The organism is Amphibacillus sp. MSJ-3, from assembly GCF_018919165.1.
Taxonomy (GTDB): domain Bacteria; phylum Bacillota; class Bacilli; order Bacillales; family Amphibacillaceae; genus Amphibacillus.
Window position 1 is genome coordinate 62,958 of sequence record NZ_JAHLQM010000007.1, and the last position, 24,207, is coordinate 87,164.

27 protein-coding genes are annotated in these 24,207 nt (G+C 34.1%); 2 read left to right on the forward strand and 25 right to left on the reverse strand.

Annotated elements, in window-relative coordinates; all coding sequences use genetic code 11:
- Window positions 1-10 precede the first annotated feature (10 nt).
- The 25 genes from KQI76_RS03700 to KQI76_RS03820 all read right to left on the reverse strand — a co-directional run bounded on the left by KQI76_RS03700 (window position 11) and on the right by KQI76_RS03820 (window position 22,086).
- Window positions 11-523 carry a sigma-70 family RNA polymerase sigma factor gene (locus KQI76_RS03700; RefSeq protein WP_216398962.1) on the reverse strand — a complete coding sequence of 171 codons (513 nt, stop codon included), beginning with the start codon at window positions 521-523 and terminating at the stop codon, window positions 11-13.
- A gap of 321 nt (window positions 524-844) precedes the next feature.
- Window positions 845-2,548, reverse strand: coding sequence for a HAMP domain-containing sensor histidine kinase (locus KQI76_RS03705; protein WP_253288787.1), 1,704 nt, complete (start codon window positions 2,546-2,548; stop codon window positions 845-847).
- On the reverse strand, window positions 2,548-3,264 hold the full coding sequence (locus KQI76_RS03710) for a response regulator transcription factor (RefSeq protein WP_216398963.1): 717 nt from the start codon (window positions 3,262-3,264) through the stop codon (window positions 2,548-2,550). Before KQI76_RS03710 ends, KQI76_RS03705 begins: the two co-directional genes overlap by 1 nt.
- A gap of 155 nt (window positions 3,265-3,419) precedes the next feature.
- On the reverse strand, window positions 3,420-4,157 hold the full coding sequence (locus tag KQI76_RS03715) for a pseudouridine synthase (protein ID WP_216398964.1): 738 nt from the start codon (window positions 4,155-4,157) through the stop codon (window positions 3,420-3,422).
- A 313-nt stretch (window positions 4,158-4,470) separates the two neighbouring features.
- Window positions 4,471-5,001 (reverse strand): spore maturation protein, encoded by a 531-nt coding sequence (locus KQI76_RS03720; RefSeq protein WP_216398989.1) that lies wholly within the window; start codon window positions 4,999-5,001, stop codon window positions 4,471-4,473.
- Window positions 5,001-5,588, reverse strand: a complete 588-nt coding sequence (locus KQI76_RS03725; protein ID WP_216398965.1) for a nucleoside recognition domain-containing protein — start codon at window positions 5,586-5,588, stop codon at window positions 5,001-5,003. Before KQI76_RS03725 ends, KQI76_RS03720 begins: the two co-directional genes overlap by 1 nt.
- Window positions 5,588-6,493: a D-alanyl-D-alanine carboxypeptidase family protein gene (locus KQI76_RS03730; RefSeq protein WP_216398966.1), complete on the reverse strand. Its 906-nt coding sequence runs from the start codon at window positions 6,491-6,493 to the stop codon at window positions 5,588-5,590. The genes KQI76_RS03725 and KQI76_RS03730 overlap by 1 nt, the downstream gene beginning before the upstream one ends.
- Before the next feature lie 179 nt (window positions 6,494-6,672).
- Complete coding sequence (scpB, locus tag KQI76_RS03735) at window positions 6,673-7,254, reverse strand: SMC-Scp complex subunit ScpB (RefSeq protein ID WP_216398967.1); 582 nt, start codon at window positions 7,252-7,254, stop codon at window positions 6,673-6,675.
- Window positions 7,255-7,260: 6 nt separating this feature from the next.
- Window positions 7,261-7,995, reverse strand: a complete 735-nt coding sequence (locus KQI76_RS03740; RefSeq protein WP_305853363.1) for a segregation/condensation protein A — start codon at window positions 7,993-7,995, stop codon at window positions 7,261-7,263.
- Between the two features lie 385 nt (window positions 7,996-8,380).
- Entirely contained in the window at window positions 8,381-8,731 is a 351-nt protein-coding gene (locus KQI76_RS03745) for a GNAT family N-acetyltransferase (RefSeq protein ID WP_216398968.1), read from the reverse strand.
- A 241-nt stretch (window positions 8,732-8,972) separates the two neighbouring features.
- Window positions 8,973-9,410: a peptidylprolyl isomerase gene (locus KQI76_RS03750; protein WP_216398969.1), complete on the reverse strand. Its 438-nt coding sequence runs from the start codon at window positions 9,408-9,410 to the stop codon at window positions 8,973-8,975.
- A 20-nt stretch (window positions 9,411-9,430) separates the two neighbouring features.
- Window positions 9,431-10,729, reverse strand: a complete 1,299-nt coding sequence (lysA, locus tag KQI76_RS03755; protein ID WP_216398970.1) for a diaminopimelate decarboxylase — start codon at window positions 10,727-10,729, stop codon at window positions 9,431-9,433.
- A gap of 490 nt (window positions 10,730-11,219) precedes the next feature.
- The gene (locus KQI76_RS03760) at window positions 11,220-12,686 is read right to left on the reverse strand and encodes a spore germination protein (RefSeq protein ID WP_216398971.1); all 1,467 of its coding nucleotides are present in this window, start codon (window positions 12,684-12,686) and stop codon (window positions 11,220-11,222) included.
- A gap of 320 nt (window positions 12,687-13,006) precedes the next feature.
- Window positions 13,007-13,756, reverse strand: a complete 750-nt coding sequence (gene sigF / locus KQI76_RS03765) for an RNA polymerase sporulation sigma factor SigF (RefSeq protein ID WP_216398972.1) — start codon at window positions 13,754-13,756, stop codon at window positions 13,007-13,009.
- A 12-nt stretch (window positions 13,757-13,768) separates the two neighbouring features.
- Window positions 13,769-14,209 carry an anti-sigma F factor gene (gene spoIIAB / locus KQI76_RS03770; protein WP_216398973.1) on the reverse strand — a complete coding sequence of 147 codons (441 nt, stop codon included), beginning with the start codon at window positions 14,207-14,209 and terminating at the stop codon, window positions 13,769-13,771.
- On the reverse strand, window positions 14,209-14,556 hold the full coding sequence (spoIIAA, locus tag KQI76_RS03775) for an anti-sigma F factor antagonist (protein WP_216398974.1): 348 nt from the start codon (window positions 14,554-14,556) through the stop codon (window positions 14,209-14,211). The genes spoIIAB and spoIIAA overlap by 1 nt, the downstream gene beginning before the upstream one ends.
- Window positions 14,557-14,711: 155 nt before the next feature.
- Window positions 14,712-15,866, reverse strand: coding sequence for a D-alanyl-D-alanine carboxypeptidase family protein (locus tag KQI76_RS03780; protein WP_216398975.1), 1,155 nt, complete (start codon window positions 15,864-15,866; stop codon window positions 14,712-14,714).
- Between the two features lie 98 nt (window positions 15,867-15,964).
- Complete coding sequence (gene xerD, locus KQI76_RS03785; protein WP_216398976.1) at window positions 15,965-16,852, reverse strand: site-specific tyrosine recombinase XerD; 888 nt, start codon at window positions 16,850-16,852, stop codon at window positions 15,965-15,967.
- Between the two features lie 17 nt (window positions 16,853-16,869).
- On the reverse strand, window positions 16,870-17,052 hold the full coding sequence (locus KQI76_RS03790; protein WP_216398977.1) for a hypothetical protein: 183 nt from the start codon (window positions 17,050-17,052) through the stop codon (window positions 16,870-16,872).
- A gap of 167 nt (window positions 17,053-17,219) precedes the next feature.
- Window positions 17,220-17,663, reverse strand: coding sequence for a ferric iron uptake transcriptional regulator (gene fur / locus KQI76_RS03795; protein ID WP_216398978.1), 444 nt, complete (start codon window positions 17,661-17,663; stop codon window positions 17,220-17,222).
- 107 nt (window positions 17,664-17,770) lie between these two features.
- Window positions 17,771-18,409, reverse strand: coding sequence for a stage II sporulation protein M (gene spoIIM, locus KQI76_RS03800; RefSeq protein WP_216398979.1), 639 nt, complete (start codon window positions 18,407-18,409; stop codon window positions 17,771-17,773).
- Between the two features lie 276 nt (window positions 18,410-18,685).
- Entirely contained in the window at window positions 18,686-19,849 is a 1,164-nt protein-coding gene (locus KQI76_RS03805) for an endonuclease Q family protein (RefSeq protein ID WP_216398980.1), read from the reverse strand.
- 159 nt (window positions 19,850-20,008) lie between these two features.
- Entirely contained in the window at window positions 20,009-20,551 is a 543-nt protein-coding gene (locus tag KQI76_RS03810) for an NUDIX domain-containing protein (RefSeq protein ID WP_216398981.1), read from the reverse strand.
- Window positions 20,552-20,932: 381 nt separating this feature from the next.
- On the reverse strand, window positions 20,933-21,262 hold the full coding sequence (locus KQI76_RS03815; protein WP_216398982.1) for an iron-sulfur cluster biosynthesis family protein: 330 nt from the start codon (window positions 21,260-21,262) through the stop codon (window positions 20,933-20,935).
- A 32-nt stretch (window positions 21,263-21,294) separates the two neighbouring features.
- Window positions 21,295-22,086 (reverse strand): SDR family NAD(P)-dependent oxidoreductase, encoded by a 792-nt coding sequence (locus tag KQI76_RS03820; protein ID WP_371817644.1) that lies wholly within the window; start codon window positions 22,084-22,086, stop codon window positions 21,295-21,297.
- A gap of 82 nt (window positions 22,087-22,168) precedes the next feature.
- Here KQI76_RS03820 and KQI76_RS03825 point away from each other — a divergent pair, with 82 nt between their 5' ends.
- Window positions 22,169-22,909: a glycerophosphodiester phosphodiesterase gene (locus tag KQI76_RS03825; RefSeq protein ID WP_216398984.1), complete on the forward strand. Its 741-nt coding sequence runs from the start codon at window positions 22,169-22,171 to the stop codon at window positions 22,907-22,909.
- A gap of 95 nt (window positions 22,910-23,004) precedes the next feature.
- A complete protein-coding gene (gene rnz, locus KQI76_RS03830; protein WP_216398985.1) occupies window positions 23,005-23,937 on the forward strand; it encodes a ribonuclease Z in 933 nt (310 codons plus the stop codon).
- Window positions 23,938-24,207 lie beyond the last annotated feature (270 nt).

The window sequence follows — 24,207 nt, forward strand, 5'->3', positions numbered from 1 at the left end:
TTCACCCTTTCTAATCTTTATCAATTAATTGTTGTAATTTCTTTATCGCACGATATTGTGTTGTTTTAACTTTGCTTTCTGACCACTCAAGTATTTGTGCAGTTTCATGGATAGATAAAGATTGTATATAGCGAAGGATTAATACATTTTTTTGATCAAGTGTACAATAATCTAATAATTGATAAATTCTCTTCATTTCATCGTTTAATTGTACAATCTCGTCTGGTAAAGGGTCTTGATCTTTTATTAGTGCCATATTTTGATCTTTATTAAAAAAGTTTGCTAACTTATTTTGCTGTCTCTGCTGTTTTCGAAAATAATCCATTGTTGTGTGACGGGCGATAGAGAAAAGCCACGTTTTCTCACTGCTTTCTCCACGGAAATTTTTATATGATTTCAATACTTTAATGTATACCTCTTGTACGATATCTTCGGCAACGTGTTGATTCTTAACCATATAATACACATATTGATACAGGTCAACGTGGTATTGGTCATAAAGTGAATTAAACGTGGTCTCCATGAATAAGACCCCCTGTCTTTATATTAGTCGATCATTGATATTAAAAGTTACAGTATACTTATTCCTAAAAAAATGACTTATTCTAAATTGGGCGGAAAGTTTAAGAAACCTTTCTCATCGAAAGCTGTTCACAAGTCAGATGGAAATAGCGCAAAGAAAAAAGACAATATTACCCTAGCCACCAACATTTTCTAAAGCTTGGCAGGCTGATCTAATATTGCACGCTTTATTCTGCTTTTAAACATGCACTATAAATATTAACATAAGTCAAACATTTTTTACATTCGTTTTTTATACTCAACATTTAATCGATAACGACTTCTAGACCTCTTGACGAATTGGTAAGATAAATTTAAATGTAGTACCTTCCCCTTCCTTACTTTGTACACCAATCGTTCCGTGATGAGCCTCAATGATCTGCTTAACAATTGCCAGGCCTAAACCAGTCCCCTTTTTACCTTTATTTACATTTGTACGTGATTTATCAGCCATATAGAAGCGTTCGAATATAAATGGCAAATCTTCTTTCGGTATACCTGTTCCTGTATCTTTAAGCATGAAAATAATTCGATTATTCTCTTTATAGATATTTAATGTTATCTTTCCGTTATCTTGCGTATGTTTAATCGCATTATCAATTAAATTGGTAAATACCTGCTCCATTCGGTCATAATCACATTCGAAAATCGGAACATCTTTATCAATTTCATATTGAAATGTGATGTTACTCTCATTTAATCGATTGGAAAATTTCCTTGCAACTTTTTCGACCAATAAATTGATTGAATAGCTATCAAGATTTAAATCTAAATGACCTGATTTTAAACGAGTTAAATCCAATAATTCATTAACAAGTCGGCCCATTCTTTGTGACTCATCATAAATGACTTGTACCAGTTCCCGCTGTTCCTCAGCCGTTTCTGCCACTTCATCAACTATTGCTTCACTGTATCCCTGCAAAAGGGCAATAGGTGTTCTAAGCTCATGAGAAACATTCGCTATAAACGTTTCTCTTAGTTGATCAAGCTGATACCGTTCTGTCACATCACGAACGATTGCAACCGCCCCACGTATCGTTGTCTCACTGTACAAGGGAGTAATAATAATATCCCATTCCTTCCCTTGAACATTCTTATGGAAATTCTGGCTCGACCCTTTATCAATTACAGATTGGAAAAGTTGGTTAAAATCATCTGGTAAACGTTTTACATTTGTACTGTCATTTTCATAATGAAAATCAGCAATAAAGTTATCAGCTTCCTGATTTGAAATAATAATATCACCATCTAAATTCATGGTCATCACGCCATCTTTCATCGATCTGATGATACTGAATAAAATTTCTTTCTCCTGTAAAAGGTTTGCTAGCTGATTACCCAATTGGCGACTCATTCGGTTAAAGGCCATGGCTAATTCTCCAATTTCATCATGTGACTTAATTGGTAACTTAATATTAAAATCTCCGCCAATTATTTGACGCGTACTATTTTGCATTTGTTTTAATGGTTTTGAAATACGACGTGATAGAAAAAATGTGAATATAATAAATGTAGTAATAGTAAAAAATCCAATTAAAATAAGTGTCCATTTTAAAACGATCAATTGTTCTGATAGCTTGGACATGGGTATGTATAGTGCAAGTAAATCATCACCTAAATCTATACCAGCAATCATTACTTCCTGATTATTATAATCAATTTGATCAAGGTAAACATGATTTGCTTGTGAAACATTTGCTGAAAATGATTCAATCCGATAATCATGGTACTCTTCATCATCGATCAGGAGTAGTTCCATTTCATTGATTAATAAATTTTGAAGTTCATGATCTTCTCTTAGGCTTTCCGGTTTTTCTAGTATATAATCCGAAATATTTTCTACTGATATTTGAAGTTGTTGTTTTGTCTCAGCAATTAATTTGCTTTTCTGATAATGATATATAGATAATCCTAATGCTGAATATAAAATGATAAATACCGATATAAAAGCCGAACTATATTTAACTACAACATTTCTCCAAATCATTAATCATCATCCACTTCAAATTTATAGCCTACCCCCCAAACAGTAGCAATCATTTGAGCGGCTTCTTCAGATGCTTTACCTAACTTTTCCCGTAATCGTTTAATATGTGTATCTACTGTTCTTAAATCACCAAAGAATTCATACTGCCAAACTTCTTTTAATAAGCTTTCCCGATCAAATACATGGTCTTGATGACTTGCAAGAAAATATAACAATTCGTATTCTTTTGGTGTTAATGTAATATCTTGACCCGCTACAGTGACCCGATGAGCATTACTATCAATTTTCAATTGTTTGAAGATAAGTACATTATTCGAGATCTTGTTTTGATTTAATTGTCCAGAACCATTTGAACGTCGAAGTAATGCCTTAACACGTAAAACGACTTCCCTTGGGCTAAAAGGTTTAACAACATAATCATCTGCCCCTGCTTCAAAACCTTCAATTCGATCGGATTCTTCTCCTTTAGCAGTGAGCATCAAAATTGGCATCGTATGTTTTTCGCGAATTTTCTTGCATACACTTATTCCATCTAAGGATGGTAACATTAGATCAAGAATAACTAAATCATATTTATTTTCCTCAACTAAAGCCACTCCGTCTTCCCCATTATTTGCTTCATCTATTTTAAAATTTTCCCTTTCTAAATACATTATCAATAATCGTCGGATGCGAGCTTCGTCTTCTATAATCAAAATTGTTTGTTGCTCATCCATCATACTACCCCTTTCTATATACCCAGTAAATTTCTCTTAATCACCAAAAAATATGACTAGTCAACATTTTTCGCTTCTGAGTCCGAAAACTCCAAACGTTTTAATCACAACTTGTTTGGCACTTTGATCTTTGAAAGTCACTATCTGATTGTTGATTAATTCTTTTTCATAGCATCATCTCTTAATTTTTGTATCTCTAACCTAGTTAATTCACGATAATCACCCGGCTGTAATCCAGTTAAATCTAGAAAGCTGTATCTTTCTCTCTTCAATTTTAACACCGGGAAACCGATTTCTTCAAACATACGTCTCACTTGACGGTTTTTTCCTTCATGTAATGTTATTTCAATCACTGAAGTATTTTTTTGTTTATTAGCTGAAAGTAATTTAACTTGGGTAGCTTTTAATTTTTCTCCCTTAGATAGGATCCCTTTTTTAAAAAGTGTTAAAACAGCTTTGGATGGGATTCCCTTGATTTTAGCAACATAAACTTTATCAATTTGATGACTTGGATGCATTAACAATTGAGCTAATTCCCCATCATTAGTAAGTAAAATTAAGCCAGATGTATCATAGTCTAGGCGACCAATAGGAAACACCCTTTTATCGGTATTAGGAACCAATTCTGTTACCGTTTTTCTTCCACGATCATCTTTAACACTCGAGATGAATCTTCTTGGTTTGTAAAGAAGATAGTAAACGAGTTCTTCCTTAGTAATTGGAACATGGTCTACTTCAATTCGATCATTTTTATTAACCTTTGTTCCAAGCTTTTTAATAACTTTCCCATTTACTTTCACCCTCCCATCAACTATTAATTGCTCCGCCTTTCTTCTTGAAGTGATACCACTTTGAGCTATAACCTTTTGTAATCGTTCATTATTTATTGTCATAAAAAACCACCAATTTCTATTATAGTTTACCGTACAGAGTAATTACCTCTTATTTTGCCAGACAATCCAGATGAATACAACTCTACATCAATCTATTTGTAATCAAAATAACTTTTCAATCAAATGAATGCATAATGACCTAACTGCGAAAAAAATGAACCTTTTAGCTAGTGAGATTCTTTTCTTCCCCCCACTTGGTGTTACAAGAATAAATCGGGCTTTTAATAACTGTTAATCACCCATTTGATTCAATGGTTCCATTTATTTTAATGAATTAAGGGGATTACAGTTTATTAATTTGCAGTAAAATGATTCAACCAAATAAAATTGTAATGACTGTAATTGCAGTTATTATACCAATAATATCTGTAAGTAGTCCAACTTTCAATGCATCTCCCATTTTTTTAATTCCTACTGAACCAAAATAAATGGTGATTATATATAAAGTTGTATCTGTACTCCCTTGCATAGTAGAAGCTAATCTACCAATAAAGGAATCAGGTCCATATGATTTTAATAAATCTGAGGTAACAGCTAATGCAGCTGTTCCAGATATCGGTTTGGTTAAAGCTAATGGGACAATTTCGCTTGGAACCCGAATAATATTTAAGACGGGTTCTAGCAAGCTAATTACAAAATCAAGTGCACCCGAGCTTCTAAAAATTGAGATAGAAACAAGCATGCCTAATAAATAAGGAAGCAAAGAAACGGCTATTGTTAGCCCCTCTTTCCCCCCTTCAACAAACAAGTCATAAGTTGGTAGTCTTTTAAATGTACCTAGAACAAGAACAATTAAAACAAATAGCGGGATCGCAACCATACTGATAAGAGAAATGATATCGATCATTTTTTCTGATTCACCCTTCTATAATAAAATAATCGATCAATCATAATTGCGATAAACGTGGTGATTAATGATACAATAATTGTTGCTGCAACCGTTTCTGTTGGTGCAGTTGAACCATATTGAATTCTTAGTGCAATGACCGTCGTTGGAATTAATGTTAATCCAGCAGTATTTATTACTAAAAAGGTTATCATTGATCGACTGGCATGTTCACTTTGCTCAAGATTCTTCATCTCATTCATTGCTTTTAGTCCAAGTGGGGTTGCCGCATTTCCCAACCCAAATAAATTTGCAATAAAGTTAGATGTAATATATCCCATAACCGGATGGTCTTCTGGTAAATCAGGAAATAGCCAAGCGATTAGTGGTTTAAAAAAGCGACTTAATGCAACTAATATGTTTGCTTTTTCAGCAATTTTCATGATTCCTAACCAGAAGATGAGTACACTTGTTAGTCCAATAACAAGTTGAACAGCTTCTTGGGCACTTGTGAAAATCGCCTCATTTACTTCTAACATTGTTCCATTAAATAATGCATAAATGATTCCCGTACAAGCTAATCCAGCCCAAATTAGATGTACCATTATTGTAATCCCACCATTTTTTTAAAATAATGAACCATGACTTCATTTAATGATTTATCCATCATATTTTCTAAACTAGTATGTGTCGCTAATTCTGATTGTTCTATTTGCTCAAATCCCCATTCATAAAGACGCATATGATCAAACCAGTCATTCGGATCATTTATCGTCACAACAATTAACTGAGTCCCATCTTTTTCAGCGACAGTTATCAGTGTTCGGCCCGCTGCTTTCGTATAACCAGTCTTTCCCCCAATCGTATATGGATAATAATTGGTTAATAATTTATTTTTATTCTGCCATGCATATGTTCTACTCTTAGCCTGATATGATTTCGTGCGATTTATTTCTGCAAATACATCATCTTCCATTGCATATCTCATTAATTGGGCCATATCTTTTGCAGTAGAATAATGATCATCCGCATCAAGACCATGCGGATTGGAAAAATGTGTTTCATCCATTCCGAGCCATTTAGCTTTCTCATTCATTAAATAAACAAAACCATCAGCACTACCACCAATATGTTCAGCAATAGCTATAGCTGCATCATTTCCAGATTGAAGCATTAACCCATAGATAAGATCTTCTAATGTCATCGATTCATTTTCTGTTAAATAAATTGAGGACCCTTCCTGTGAAACCGCCTGTTGGCTTATTTTTACTTGATCTGTTAACTCCCCATGTTCAATCGCAATAATTGCAGTCATAACTTTTGTAATACTTGCGATTAGTTGAGGGTTGTCCGTATTTTTTTCATATAAAATTAAACCACTCTCTTGATCCATTAAAACTGCTTGTTCAGCAGAAATCATTGGCTTTGCATATACATATTCATTGCTTGTTATAGTATAAATCGACGTTAGTATAATGATAAATAAGGTTTTTATCTTTCTTCCTTTCATAAGGCACCTTCTTTACAACTCAATTTATTTATATATTTATGCAATAAATAATTTACTTATGCCTTATGTTGGATTGCAAATAAGTGAACCTTCACTAAGTATGCGAAATCCCCCCAATGAATGTTGGATAAAAAGAGCGATAAAAATAACGCTAAATTAATTAAATTCAGCGCTCTATATCATGTTTCTTCTCTATTCAATTGATCAAAAAACAAATCTGCTTCTTCTGTAATATCCCCCTCATCAATCTGTTCATTTAATGGGGGTAATTCATCTAATGAACGTAAACCAAAGTATGTTAAAAAGTCTAAGGTTGTTCCAAACATCACTGGTCGCCCGATTGCATCCTTTCGACCTACTTCCTCGATTAACCCCCGAGAAAGAACCGTTTGGATTGGCCGATCACTTTTCACTCCTCTGATCTCTTCAATTTCAGCACGAGTAATCGGCTGATTATAAGCAATTATCGCTAAGGTTTCTAGACTTGCTTGAGTCAGTTTGGATGTATGGACATTTGATTTTAATTTTTTGAAGTATTCGGCATGTTCCGGTTTTGATGTTAAATAAAAATGTTTTTCTGATTCAAGCATTTGAATACCACGAACTGTATTTTCATAATCATATTTTAATTCATTTAATAAATATTCAACCGTATCAAGATCAAGGTCAATTATCGATGCGATTTGTTTAATTGTTAAGCCATCAGACCCAGAAACAAATAATAGTCCTTCTATAACCGCTTTTTTTTGACTTAATTCCAATCTTACTTACCTCCATTTATGTAAAATCAATTGATCAAAAGTCTGCTCTTGTTCGCAGTATATTAATTTCTGTTTCATTAATTCCAACATAGCCATAAAGGTCACAATAATGTGTGACTTTGAGTAATATGGAAACAGTTGATCAAAAGGAATTCCTTCTTCACTTAATTCTACGATTTCCAAAACTTCTTCCATTCTCTGCTGAATTGGTATTTCCATTTTTTCAATTGTTGTTGTCATTGGGCGATTCCATTTTTGTCGATTGAAAATACTTTGCATAGCAGCTAACATATCATAAATAGATGCAGACTTTTCTTTAATTGGAGAAGGCTTGGACAATTGATCATTGATTTTCTCAGGTGATCTAGTATAGCTCTCCTTCTCCTCACCTTCAATTTCTTTTAATTGCTCAGCAGCCTCTTTATATTTTCGATACTCAATTAATCTAGCAATTAATTCATCACGTGGATCACCTTCCTCATATTCATCGTCTTCATTTAATTCTTGATTTGGAAGGAGCATTTCACTTTTAATCGCTAGTAGGGTTGCTGCCATCACTAAATACTCACTAGCAATATTTAAATCTAATTTTTGCATCGTCTCAATATATTCCATATACTGAGTTGTGATCAGGGCAACAGGAATATCATATATATCTATTTCGTATTGTTTAATTAGATGTAATAAAAGATCTAATGGTCCTTCAAAACCATCGATTCGAACATGGTAAGATTCCATCATACAGAAGGCTCCTCTATACAGTTTCAATAAATCAAATTAATTATAACACATAATTATCCACTAGCCACAGTTCCTGCCATAGATTAAAAGATCTTTAAGGCTATCATACAGTAAAGTTTTGGATTTTCTTATCTGCTATTGTAATCAATTGAGCTCCCCCACCTATCGACCTTGCTGTTTGATTGAAGGGGGAGATTCCCGGGAACAGAGCATACTTGATAAACTGGGCATTTACTGATCATTGATCACCAAATTAACTTCTGATAGCTTTTCTAGTATTATTAAATTAGAGATCTTAAAGTCAGTCGATTGACGATAAAAAAAGTTATTTCAATATAGAAAATATCGAAATAACTCATGGTATGATCATTTGATTGAGGGTTGGCTATTCACATTTGTTTAAAAATGATTCCGTTAAATCATTGGCAATAATTTGATAATTCTCTTCATAAATTTCACGGATTTCATTAATCATCTTGTGACCAATCCCTAATTCTCGATGTGATGGATTGACAGAAATATGTTGTACGGTAACAGTTGCATCTATTTGGTTTATTTCAACACCAATAGCGCCTAAAACATCATCATTTTCTCTCCATAAATAAAGGTGCCAGTTCTCATTTTCTTCATATGCTTTCATTGTATGTTGAAGCTTCTTCACATCTTTTTCTTCAGGCATAAAAGATAATAGACCCATTGCAATCTTTTCCATCGATTTTTTATATCGGATTAACATAACTACCCCTTTACTAGATCATAATATAAATGATCTGATCAATATTCTATTGACTATTATAATAATAAAGCGAACCTTCACTCAGCGCGGAGCTTAAGCATCCCCAGTGAGTGTTAATGAACAATTCAGGCTTTTACTAACTGCTGATTCCCCACCTATTATCCAATGGTACCCCTGATACTATTGAAGTGAGGATCTTACAGACAGTTAATCACCGGTGAATATCAAAGTTAGTAAAAGATTATACTTCTTCAACAACAACTGTTTTCATGACATCCCCTTGTTTTATTCTCAAGACAACATCCATTCCTTCAATCACTTGACCAAACACTGTGTGTACACCATCTAAATGTGGTTGTGGTTCATGAACAAGGAAAAATTGACTTCCACCCGTGTCCTTTCCAGCATGTGCCATTGATAAGGCTCCTGCTATATGCTTATGTGGATTCCCTTCTGTTTCACATTTAATTGTATAACCTGGTCCTCCAGCACCTGTACCAGTTGGATCGCCACCTTGAGCGACAAAACCAGGGATAACTCGGTGGAAAGTTACACCATCATAAAATTTTTCATTAGCTAATTTTTCAAAGTTGGCTACTGTTCCTGGTGCATCATTTTCAAATAACTCAATAACTATTTTTTCTCCATTTTCAAAAGTAATCGTTGCTTGTTTTTTCATTTTCTATCTCCATCTCCTATCTATTCATATGATAAATCGTGACGTAATAAATCTTGATAAGTTTCTCTTTGAATAACTAATTTATCTACACCATTTTCTACAAAGACAACCGGTAATTTAGGAAAACGATTATAGTGACTAGACATTGAATAGCCATATGCTCCAGTGCTAAACACAGCTAGTATATCACCAGAGTCAACTTCTGGCAATGTCACATCCCAAAGTAACATATCCCCAGATTCACAGCATTTACCTGCTATAGATGTTTGATATGTTTTTGGTGCATTGACCTTATTCGCCAATACCGCCTCATATTTAGCCTCATAAAGTGCCGGTCGAATATTATCAGTCATTCCACCATCTACAGAAATATAATTTCTCACATTTGGAATTTCTTTTTTCGAGCCAACTTGATACAATGTTATTCCAGCATCACCGACAATTGCCCGACCGGGCTCAATCCAAATCTCCGGAAAGTCAAGTTGATAATATTGAACTTGTTTTTCAACTTCACTAATTAATGCACTGACATAATGTCCAAGTGGTAAAGGTCGATCCTCACTCGTGTAACGTATACCAAAACCACCACCTAAATTTAACACCTCAACATTAAATTGATTGTTTACTTTCCAATCATTCATTAGTTTAAACAAACGTTGTACCGCCATAATAAAACCGTCTGTCTCAAAAATCTGCGAACCAATATGGCAATGGATGCCTTTCAAATGGATTCGTTTTTTGTTTAACACTTGTTTAAATGCTTTATCAGCTTGTCCACTACCAATATCGAAACCAAATTTTGAGTCTTCATTTCCGGTAAGTATGTAATCATGTGTATGTGCCTCGATCCCCGGGGTAACACGTAATAATACGTTCATTTCTTGGTCATATGTATTCAAAAGCTGATCGAGTAACTCTATTTCGTGGAAATTGTCGATAACAATACAGCCAATTTTATTTTCTATTGCCATTTTCAACTCATCCACACTCTTATTATTCCCATGCATATGAATTCTTTCAACAGGAAAATCTGCTTTTAATGCGGTATACAATTCACCCTGCGAGACAACATCTAAACTTAATCCTTCTTGTTTAGCTACTTGTACCATAGCAATTGATGAGAAGGCTTTACTGGCATAAGCAACCTGAGCCTTAACACCTAATCGTTTAAATTCATTTACAAATGATTGAGCATTTTGGCGAATCTTATTAACATCATATAAATAAAGTGGTGTCCCATATTTCTTCGCTAAGTCAATCGTATCCATGCCTCCAAAGATAAGGTGGTCTTTCTCATTTGTCTTTATTTGTTCATTCACCTTATGATCCCCCTATTTATCCCAAATAACCGTCCACAAACCCTTCACCTAAAAATTTAGAAATAAAGCCAATCACTTTAGGCTAGAGATAAGAACGCTAATATCCTGATTCACTCAACTAACAGTCTATGGAAAAAGAACGAAAAATCCAACTGATTGAAATTTCGCTTTATATTGAACAGACCTTTAAAAGTAATTTTTCACTTGCTGCTTTTGTGAGAATCTATTCCAAATAAAGTTTTCAGCCAAACTTAATTCCCAAACAGACTAAAAGTAAACATCCCTTATTATAGATTGATGATATAGTTAGCCTATCATAAGGGATGTTATTTTATTAACTAAAATGAATCGTAAGTAATTTTCAGATGCTTTATAAAGGATCTATATGGTTTGGCTTGATTAAAAAAGATACTTCGTAATTGATGAAAACTCATTTTGAATAGAATTAATTTACCACAAGTCAAACATCTAATCAACTCTAATCCTTTAATTAGTTAACTTTTTGTTTAGGGTGTATAATGCTTGGGCGCGTTTCTTTAGCTGGAACACTGTATCGAATCAGGATTTGGAGCAGGGCTTTTAAATTAAATGGAATGAACGGCCACATATAAGGCACATTAAATGATTTAACGTTCGTTAATGCTAATAAATAGAGAGTTGAGCTGATCATAAAACCAGGTAAGCCAAAAGCGAATGTAGACAATACGATCATAATTCTAACAAGTTTATTGGCGATACTCAATTCGTAACTTGGAGTAGCATATGATCCGATGGCCGCAAAGGAAATATAGAGGATCACCTCTTCTGTAAATAAGCCCGCTTTGATTGCGATATCACCAATTAAAACAGCCGCAATGAGCCCCATCGCTGTTGATAATGGTGTTGGTGTATGGATAGCGGCCATCCGTAATAGTTCAACTCCAACATCAGCTAGAATGATTTGCAAAAATAAAGGAACATTTCCAGTATCCTCATTCGGGCCAATAAAGCTTAATGCCTCAGGTAATAAGTCCGGCTCAATTGCAAGTAAATACCAAAACGGTAAAAGGAATATGGAAATGAAAATGCCAAAGAAACGAATCCAGCGAACAAAGGTCCCAGATGAAGGTGCTTGTCGGTATTCTTCTGCATGCTGAACATGATGGAATAAAGTCGTTGGTGTGATAATCATACTTGGGGATGTATCAACCATTATAACAACATGTCCTTCAAAAAGGTGACTTGCAGCTACATCTGGTCGTTCAGTATAGCGAACAATTGGGAAAGGATTGAAACCTTGATGGACAATATATTCTTCCAATGCTTTATCTGCCATCGATAACCCATCTGTTTGAATCGATTTTAATTCTTTTTTAATAATTTTAATTAATTCTGGATCAGCCAAATCCTTAATATAGGAAAGACAAACATCTGTTTTTGAACGTTCACCAATTTGGAGAATTTCATTTCTTAGTCTTGGATCTCTAATTCGTCTTCTTGTTAGGGCTGTATTTAGAATAATATTTTCTGTATAGCCATCCCTTGAACCACGAACAACTCTTTCTGTATCAGGTTCTTCGGGCTCACGACCTGGATAAGTCCGAACATCTACAATCATGATTTGATCATAATGCTCAATAAAAATAATCATTAATCCTGATAACATCTGAGTGATTGCATTATGAATATCATCTGTCTCCTCTAATTGCTGATGGACAAGACGATTTCGGACGATATTAACAACTTCCCTAGACTCTACTTCATTATCATTTATATCTACTAAAGATTTCAGTAATTCAACAATAACCGGAGTATCACACAATCCGTTTATATAATATAACTGAATTTTATGACTAAGAACAATGATTTCACGAAAGTCTGCATCGAATGATTCACCAATACCAACATGTTTACGCATATAGCTTTCAACACGTTTAATTTGGCCAATTTTTACTGGTAATTTTTTTTGTTTAAACATATGTTTCACTTCCTTGAGCTTAACTTTGCCTTAGTATAAGTAAATCATATCTAAATATACACAAATAAAAGTGATGGACCGAAGGAATGCTTCTATTAAATGCGGATTAGATTAGCAAAGTGCCTACACATGGTTGATTAGGATTTAACCCGCTTCACCTTACAAAGAAATTTCAACAAAACATTCTTTGTATCATCGATTCCTCCCACCAATCACTGGATGGGAGGAATGACTTCAAACATGACTTCGCCTTCATCACTTAACTACTTTTGGCCCGATAATGAAGGAAACCATATCGTGCGACTTTAAATATTCACAAATTATTGAAGAATCTGTTTCCGCATATTTGTTAATATCTTCTTCTCTAAACGTGAAACCTGAACTTGAGAAATTCCTATTCTACGCGCAACTTCAGCTTGTGTTTGGTCTTGATAGTATCGTAAATATACAATTAGTTGTTCCCTAGGCTCTAACTTCTTCATTGTTTCAGCAATCATCATTTTATCAAACCAATTTTCTTCATCGTCTGCCAATTGATCAAGCAAGGTGATTGGGTCTCCCTCATTTTCATAAACGGTTTCATGTATGGAATGAGGGTGCTTGGCCGCATCTTCGGCATGGATGACTTCCTCAGGCGTGATGTCAAGCGCACACGCCAACTCAGATATGGTTGGCGAACGACCATATGATTTTGTTAAAGCTTCTTTTTCTCGCCGAATTTTATGACTCAATTCCTTAAGCGATCGACTGACTTTTATTGTACCATCATCTCTAATAAATCTTTGGATCTCACCAATAATCATTGGAACAGCATAAGTTGAAAATTTCACTTGATAAGATAAATCAAATTTATCAATTGATTTAATCAAACCGATACATCCTATTTGAAATAGATCTTCTTGATCATAGCCACGATTTAAGAATCTTTGCACGACTGACCAAACTAGGCGAACATTGCGTTCAACCAAAATGTCTTTAGCAGATTGATCCCCCATTTGGCTTTGCTTTATATAATGCTTCACTTCTTGATCTGATAATGGTTTTTGTTTTTTTACTTCATTTATTGTCATTCCATTCACTCCCTATTGATGAATGGAGCGTGATGTTTGAAATGTTTTTTCTAAAATTACCTTAGTCCCATGTCCAAGTGCAGATTCAATAGAAATGTGGTCCATAAAATTTTCCATGATCGTAAATCCCATTCCAGATCGCTCCAGCTCAGGCTTTGATGTATACAATGGTTGGATAGCTTCTTCAACGTTAGCAATCCCAACTCCAAGGTCTTCAATGATAATTCTTACTTGTCGATCATTTATTTCACAGCTTAAATAAATATCAAATTCATCAGATTGTTCATAGCCATGAATAATAGCATTTGTTACAGCTTCTGATACAACTGTTTTTACCTCTGATAATTCCTCTAGTGTCGGATCAATTGGTGCTATAAATGAAGCAACGACAATTCGGGCAAAGGATTCATTTTCACTTCTACTTTTGAATGATATTTGCATATGATTTTTCATCAGGCTACCCCCAAATAAATCAAGGCCTCTTCTTCCCCTTGTGCTAATCTCATAATTTTAAAGAGGCCAGACATTTCAAATAGTCGTTTCACCATTGGCGAAATCGCACAAATAACCATTTCACCATTCACTTGCTTAATTTCTTTGTAGCGGCCAAGAATCACACCTAATCCAGAACTATCCATAAAATCTAATTCTTCTAAATTAAGGACAATATGGCGAATACAATTCTCCCTCAATTCTAATTGCCACATTTTTTTAAATTCATTTGCTTCATGATGATCGAGTTCCCCTTTTAAGCGAACAAGTAATATATCATCTTTAATCAAGAACTTTTTTTCTAACATCCTAAAAATCCTCCCTCACTTTTTCCTTATTATTTTTATCAACTGCTATAAATTTCTGCTTTTGTTAATAAAATTCCTTCTAATCGACAAAACTAGAAAAAACTAGTGCTTTTTCGAGCATAATACTGATTAAGAGGAGGGCTTTTTCGGCTCGATTATACTCCCAAGTTTAAAATCCGTTTGCTTGAATCTATCATTAGTTGCCATAGATTAGCACGCTCCACTAATTGACCTGAGATTAAATCTACTTCATTTATTAGCTCTCCATTCAAATGAAGTTCAAGACTTCCGATGACTTCTCCCGCTTCTACAGGTGCTACAAGGTGCTTATTTATCTTTATTTTTGTTTCAAGTTGACTTAAATCTACTCCTTTCTTTGTCAATACAGACAGCGCATCATCCGTAATGACTGGTACTTGGTCAACTTTTCCTTTTAGGATCTTTATGTCAGTAACTGGCTCGTGTAGGTCATAAATTTTTTGATGTTGATATTGTGAAAAACCATAATCTAACAAACGTGAAATGGATGCATTTCTTTCTTTTGCTGATTCTGCTCCCATAACAACAGCGATTAAGCGCATATCATTTTTTACCGCAGTAGCGGTTAAACAATACTTTGCTTCATTAGTAAAACCAGTTTTTAAACCATCAACCCCTGGATAGAATTTCACTAGACGGTTTGTATTGACTAACCAAAACTCATCTTCTGTACCTTTTCTTAAATAATCCTCATAAATAGATGTATAGTCAGTAATAAAGTCATATCTTAATAGAGCCCTAGCAATCATAGCCATATCATATGCTGAAGAATAGTGATCTTCAGTAGGTAAACCTGTTGTATTATTAAATTTCGTATCTGTTAGATTTAGCTCCTTAGCCTTCTCATTCATCGCCTGAACGAAAGCTTGTTCACTCCCATAAATATATTCGGCTAAAGCTACACTTGCATCATTAGCGGAAGCAACCGCAACGGCCTTTAGCAAATCTTCTACACTCATTTCTTCACTAGGCTCCAAAAAGATTTGTGACCCTCCCATTGATGCAGCATATTCACTAACCATAACTGAATCCGTTAAGGTGATTTTTTCTTGATCAATGGCTTCGGCGATAAGTAACAATGTCATCAATTTTGTCATACTCGCAGGTGGCAACTGTTCATTACTATTATTCTGGTATAAAATTTCTCCAGTATCACGTTCAATTAAAATAGCACTTTTCCCGTTTAAACCAAGATCGGGTTCCTCTGCCAATATCGTTAATGGTTGAATCAATATCATAATCGTCATAGCGACCATTATTATTCTTTTCATGATTCTATCCTCCTCATTATTAATAGTCCCATTTTTGCCATCATTTGTTTTTTTTAAACAAAAAAAACATGAAGAAATTTATTCTTCATGTTTTTCCACTATGCCCGTGGATGGTGTTTACTATAAATATCTCGTAACCTTTTTCTTGATACATGGGTATAGATTTGTGTTGTTGAAATATCTGCATGTCCAAGCATTTCTTGAACAGATCTTAAATCTGCGCCATTTTCTAATAAATGTGTCGCAAAAGAGTGTCTTAACATATGTGGAGTAATATTTTTTTCAATTCCATTTTCTTTTGCAATTGTTTTTAATATTTTCCAAAATCCTTGTCTACTTAATGGGTTACCATGATGATTGACAAAGAGCTTATCTGTTTGCTTACCTTTTACTAAATAAGATCGTCCATTGTTTAAGTATAATTCTATCGATTCTTTGGCTAAGTCACCAAGTGGAACGATACGCTCTTTCCCACCCTTACCAAAACATCGAACAAATCCCATCATTAAATGTAAATCACTTATGTTCAAATTAATTAATTCTGATACACGTATACCCGTTGCATACAATGTCTCAATCATTGCTTTATTCCGGATCGATAGGGGATCATCCGCAGTAATATCTAACAGTTGTTCAACCTCTTGGGTAGAGAGCACTTTGGGTAATGTTCTTGTTTTAGTTGGGGATTCAATGTAAACAGTCGGATCAACTAAAGCCACCTTTTCCATTAACAAGAATTGATGAAACTTACGAATTGATGACAAAGTTCGAGAAATCGATGTCGAAGCTGCACCATTATCATTTAAGTAGTATAAAAATCGTGTAATCGTAGCGTGTTCTACATCCTCCCATTTATGAATAAACTCCACTTCCCTTAAATAATTAATATATTTCGTTATATCTCGTCGATAAGCTTCAAGTGTGTTGTCAGATAATCCTCGTTCAATATGAATATAATGAATGAAGTCTTCTAAATCTAAATTCATATTTTCCTCCTCTTTCCTTACTCTAAGAAAAAGTTAAATAAATTTACTTGTTCGGCAGCCTTCTCTGGTTCCAATTCCCTTAATCGCTGCTGATATTCATTTTGCATCAGCGACAGACCGTAGGAAACAATTAAAATGGTTGTCATAAAAATGATCACCAATTTGATGATTTCAATGATAGCTAATTTAAGTTTAATCATTTTTAAACTTCCTTTCAATTTCATTAAAAGTATATTCACTATCATTTTTAACAAGATAAGCAATTGGTAAACACAAAAAAACAATGATTTATTCTCGTATAACTAAAAAAAGGAGCCGTTCTTTATTCAGCCCCCTCTCAAAATGCACTTTAATTTTTTCATTTAATTTATGACTTCGCTTGACAGTCTCGACAGATCCCATGAAAAGTTAACCGGTGATCCTTAACTTCAAATCCCCAATCCTCTTCAACAATTTTCTCAACATCTCCTAATAAGTCTTCAACGATTTCCTCTACTGTTCCGCATTCCATACAAACTAGATGATGGTGGAAATGCGCAGCACCTTCTTTTCTCAAATCATATCGTGATACTCCATCACCAAAGTTAATTTTATCAACAATTTTAAGTTCTGATAGTAATTCTAAAGTTCGATAAACAGTTGCTAAACCGATTTCAGGAGCTCTTTCTTTAACTAATAAATAAACATCCTCAGCACTTAAATGATCTTCTTCTCGCTCCAAAAGAACACGAACGGTAGCCTCACGTTGCGGGGTCAATTTATAGCTCTTTGCATGCAATTGTTTTTTAATGCGTTCTATTCGATGTTCCATAACGGAAACCTCCCTTACATTCTCAATTATAATCAGGGAGTGAGAACCTGTCAATTAAAATTATTATAATTTAAAAATTAAAACAGATATTCTTATTATAATAATTATCATCTAATAAGTTGTGCAGTATATTGTAACAAATTTCCTGATATATATGCTTCAACAAGTGCTCCTAGAAAACAAATAGCAAATAAAATCATAAAAATAATAAAATATTGAACAAGGGGTTCTAAAGTAAATCTTACCATCCTTCTCCCTGATAGCTTCTTTATTAATTGACTTGTAAATATCATCGCTAAAGTACCTGCTAATAAATAAACAGGGATAGTAATAATACTTTGCGGGAGAATCGCAGAACTAATAAACAGTAAACCTTTGAAACCATATTGATTGACGAAGAATCCTACTGAAAAACCGATAAAAGTTCCTTTAACAAAAACAATAACCCAAATAACTGGTAAACCAATAATTGATAATCCAAGAACAAAAAAAATAACCAGATATTGAAGGTGTGATAATAATGCAGATTTAAACAGCTCATGATTTGCCATTATAAACTGATTATCAATTCTAGCAAAATACTGATTCAAATAAAATAACAAATCTTGTTTTTGCGTGAAATGCATAGTTACAACAATTATTGCCCCAAAAATTAATCCCATTAGGAATAGAATTAAAATAAAAAAATAACTTAATTGATAAGTTTCAAAATGTTTTACGAATTCTTTTTGGTAGTTTATTCTCATGATCCAGCTCCACCACACCTTCATTTAATAGGTTATTTTCTTTCTGTTTAATAACTATATTAAAAGTTATGATGTGATAGAGATGAATAGAACCTATTGATCAATTATCGTAGATTAACTATTCTATAGTCCCCAAATAATACCATAGAAAACCACCTGATGATAAGTAAGGATCGACTGTCAATAAAAAAACCGACAAATTCAGAAGCACCCAGTGAAGGAAGCCCCCTCCACTGAGTGAGGATTTACTTTATCATTCCTTTTAGTCTGATTAATTCATTCTATTATTGTCCCGTATTTTCCGCCTCCGCCCTTGTTTATCCCTACCTCTCCAGAGCGAATCTTAATTAATTGATTCGCAATTCGTTCTCCAACTAAATCAGAAATATCTTCAATTGGTGTATCGTGTAATATGGACATTTCCGTACCAAAATGCTCAAGCAGTTTTTCATATGTTCTTTTACCTAAACCATTAATATAATCTAGTGGAACGTGATAATGATAAGGTGGCCGGTTAGTTTTCTGTAATTGCTCCCCTTTTAGTTCTTCAATTCTTTCTGATACACCCTTTATTTTACCTTTTCGCTGACAATTTAAACAGGTATCTAGACGGAAGGATCTTTCACCACAATATTTGCAAATCGATTGATAGTACTTCCCTAATTGTGGGTGCATCCCGTAATTAGCAAGAATACAACGCCCATTCCGTCCTTGTAAAGCATCAACAAAATCAGCAAAATGACAGGCTTCCATCTGGATTGCCTGATATTCCCGTGCTATTTTAATTAATGAATGAGCATCGGAATTTGTTAAAAAAGGGTAATCATGTAATTCGGAAATTTGATCTGCCATTAAAGTGTCTGAACTCAATCCAAGCTCAACAGCATCAATGAGTTCAGGCAAGAAGACTTCTGTCAGAGATTGATTTACACCCTTACCAAATAAACTCTTAAAAGGAGTGAAGATATGCGCGGGAATAAATAGACCCGAAAGTTCCTTTACTTTATGTTGAAGTTCATGTGCTGAAGTATATATCCTTTGAGAACTCAATTGAATATTCTTCATCCGGGTACTTAACCACTCAGTAAATTTAGCCATCACTTCTAAATGTGGAAAATAGCAGAGCACATGGATTGGTCCTTGGCAATTTTGATCATAAATTTCTAGTTCAACTCCCAATATGAGCGTGACAGATTCAAATAGAATTCCACCTTGTTCTAATGCAGTTGCTTGCTTAGTTGCAAGCAGTTGTTTTATCTCATCTTGGACTGTCGGAACATGGCAATCAACAATACCTATTAAATCCAGTCCTTTTCTTCGACTTGATTCTTGCAATATCTTTGTCAGTGTTAATTCCTTTGAACCGGTAATCTTAACCGGTTGATTAAGATGATCTCGACCAATATGAATATGTAAATCAGCAAAAAATGGTTTTAACATAACACTATCCTTCTCTTCCAACCTTAACAAGTCAAAAGCCATTCACCTAAACGTTCAAAGATAACTTAGAACGATAAGTAGAGATAATGACTCGTATCAGTCCGATTTATTCATTTTTTTAGGAGAAGATGAACAAACTTCAGCAAACAAAAACAGTGTTTATTTATTATTTAACTTTAAATATTGAATTGCGTAACTAGTCTTTATATCATGTATTCTTTGTGTTGCTTCAAAGTTGACCAATTCATCAAGACCGTACTCAAAAACTTCGACAAACTCATCATCATCCGTTTCCCTTCCGTTTTTAGCCACCTTTAACTGCTCGGCTAGATAAAGATAAAGAATTTCATCAGCAAATCCTGGTGAAGTATAAAACGATGTGATGAATGTCAGTTTATCTGTTGTATAACCTGTTTCTTCCTCTAATTCTCTAATTGCGGTGTCAGCTGGATCCTCACCCGGATCTAGCTTACCAGCTGGGATTTCCAAAATACTTCTTTCTAATGGTTTTCGATATTGTTCAACCATCACTAACTTATGATCATCTGTAATAGCAATCACGGCTACTGCTCCAGGATGTCTAATGATTTCCCTTGTTGAATATTCACCATTTGGTAGTTCAACCTGATCGACAAATAAATCAATCATTCTTCCTGAAAAAATTTGTTCACTTTGTATCGTCTTTTCTTCGAACTTTTTCATATTTAAACTCCCCATATCGTATATTTAGGCTTTAAATTATGCCTAATCATTTGTATCAAGCTTTTTTAAAACCTTGTCAATCTAACGCATTCCTCTCACTACTGACGGTTACTTTCCATGGACTAATGTTTCTGCGGGACGAGTAATCACAAATGTCTTCGATGGGATTCCCAGTCCCAGGCACTTGACCAGAACCAACTCTAAAAAAAGAACAAGCTCCCAATCATCACCTAGGACAAGAAAAGCTGCAATACAACATGTTATAGGAAGATCATTGTCCTTTGTTTTCAAAGCTCACCATATCCCTTTTGCTTAACTCAACGATGATAAATTACCACCGGTCTTATTAAAATGATCTCCAATTTTAATAACTTTAGTCAATTATGGCAGGTTTTTATTAAGTTGATTATTAGGAATGATTGGATTTAACAAGCCAGAAGGACTTGTCATTTTAAATCCATTTCCGATATCCTCCAATTCAATCACTTGTTCAAAAAACATATAATCGAACTTGTTAATATAAACATCAAAATCCGTCTGGTCTACAGAATGATAGTCTGGATCAATTTGATCGGTAAATTCTATTGTTGGAGTACCTGTTACTGTGCAGGCAGTTCCTGATGAATCGAATTTTAATAACAAGTAAGGTTTATCTACCGGTTGAAATGTTTTTAACTTAGCAACTGTTTTATGATCCATTAATAATTTCATTGTTCATCTCCCCTTGATCTTATATTTTATCCCTATTTTTTACTAAACTGTTTTCTTAATAATTGTTCAACTATAGTTGGAAATAGATAATGGATTTTGGACCCTAAAGACATCCACCAGGGTAAATTAATTTCTCTTTTTCGTTTAAATAAATATTTAATTATTTTATTTGCGACATAATCTGGATCTAGCATATAAGCTGATACAGCCTTTTGATATTGTCCTGTCGGGTCAGCTCGATTAAAAAAACTAGTTTTAACAGGACCCAAATTAACGGATGTAACAAATATATTATTTGTTTCAATCTCTAATCTTACTGCATTAGTATAAGCAATAACACCACTTTTAGTTGCACTATAAACTGCCGATTTTGGGGTTGCCATTTTCCCAGCAAATGATGCAATATTTATAAGATGTCCAAATTGTTGTTTTTTAAAGATTGGAATGAGTAGTTGGGTGGTTTCAATAACTGATAAGAGATTGAGTTGAACCATTTGATCAATATCTTCATGATTAATTAAATCTGCCGATTCAAAAACACCGATTCCTGCATTGTTAATTAAGCCGTCTATTTTCTGATTGTGCTCGATGATCTTGTTAAATACGGAATGACATTCTGTTCTATTCATTAAATCTGCTACATATATTTGAACCTGACCGTTCGATATTTGTTTCAAATCAGTTTGCAATTGCTTTAATTTCTCTTCAGATCGACTAACTAAAATAAGATTCGTATTTAACTTTGCCAATCCTCGAGCAAGTGACAGACCAATTCCACTTGTTGCGCCCGTAATAATTATTGACTTTTCACTTAAGTTTCCCACAAATTTCAACTCCCCACTACATCTTTCCTCTTTATTATGCTACGATCTTATTGAGACTGCAAATCTTATCAATAAATAGGTGGTGTTGGTTATTAAAAAACTTGTGATTGCCCATCGTGGTGCTAGTTTTTACCGACCAGAAAACACTTTAGCCGCTTTTGAATTAGCTTATCAACAAGGTGCAGATGGTATTGAAACAGATATTCAGCTTAGTAAAGATAGTATTCCAATGATCATTCATGATGCAAATATTAACCGAGTGACACATGCGACTGGCAATGTCAATCAATGGTCTAGTGAAAAATTAAAAACATTTGACATTGGTTCTTGGTTTGATTTAAAATATCAATCCGAACGAATGATGACTTTAACAGACTTGTTACAATGGGCAAAAGGAAAAAACCTCTTACTCAATCTTGAATTAAAAACAAAGAAAAATCTCAATCCAAATATTGAACAGATCGTTTATCAAGAAGTCATACAACATGGCCTATTAGACCAAGTTATTTTTTCTAGTTTTAATAGTGCTACATTAAAAAAACTTAAACAATTAAATTCAGAAACAAGAGTGGCCTTGTTGACAAAAAGACATAGCTTATCCTTACAACAAATGTGTGAGGAGTTTCACTTTGATGGGATTCATTTAAAATACAACTACGTTAACCGAACGGTTACAGAAAAATACCATCGAATAGGAAAATACTTGGGTGTTTATACAGTAAATATCTCAAGTCAAATGAGAAAGTGTTTTCAAGCGAATTGTGATATGATCATAACAGATCGACCAGATCTTGCGATAGAGAAAAGACACTTATTCTTTTAGCAGCATGTTTAATATAAATTGAAAATCATTTTTATCATTACTTTAAATCTTACGTTGAATAATACTTATATTGAATAGAAAAGGTTGGCTTTATTATGAATATAACATTCTTAGGTACAGGTGCGGGTCTTCCTTCAAAGTCTCGAAATGTAAGTGCTATCGCCCTACATTTTATGGAGAATCAGGGGTCAGTATGGCTCTTTGATTGCGGTGAGGCTACCCAACATCAAATTTTACACACGTCGATCCGTCCGAGGAAAATCGAAAAAATATTTATTACCCATCTTCATGGTGACCATATTTATGGTTTACCAGGACTATTAAGTAGTCGCTCCTTTCAAGAAGGCACAACCCCTTTGACTGTTTATGGTCCTAAAGGGATTAAACAATTTATCGAAACGAGTTTATCAGTCAGTGGCACACAATTATTATATCCACTACATATAGTTGAGATATTTGATGGTTACCAACTTAATGAAACTAATTTTATTGTTGATGTCATCAAATTAGAACATGGTATTGATTCATTTGGTTTTCGAATCACTGAAAAAGATCAAATTGGTGAATTACAAGTTGATAAGTTAAAAAAGCTTGGTATCGAACCTGGACCAATCTATCAACAAATTAAAGCAAATGATGTAACTCATTTACCAAGTGGCCAACAAATTTATCGTAAAGACGTTGTTGGACCAATGAAAAAAGGACGAAAGCTTATAATCTTTGGTGATACAAGAAACCCACTACAATTCAAAGATTTTATCGATCAAAGTGATTTATTAATCCATGAAGCAACTTTCAATGGAAATAGTCAGGAAATTGCTTATCAATATTTCCATAGCTCTAATGTAGAAGTCGCCCAACTGGCTAAACAAGCAGGAGTGAAAAAACTTGTTTTAACACATATTTCCGCCCGATATCAAGATGAGGAATTATCTAATTTTTTAAGTGAGGCTTGTGTCATTTTTCCCTCAACCATTTTAGCAGAAGATTTCTTAACGATAAAAGTACCCAGAACATTTGATAATTAAATGCTCTGGGTATTTTTCATCCTGACTTCGCTAACTATAAAACTAAATTAAATGATGACCTGGGATCAATATTCAATAAAATACAAAATCGTAAAATTAGAGCCTAACAAGGTGAACTACCCACCACTTATTGACCTTGCGGTCTAATTGGAGTGGGGGCTTCTCGACTTATCGCTGCTTTTACTAGCCAACGAAAACTGACCGAGCTAACCCTCTTGTTCCAAGAGTTTTTGTTTCTATGCTAATAAGCGTAATCCCTCATTTTTGATA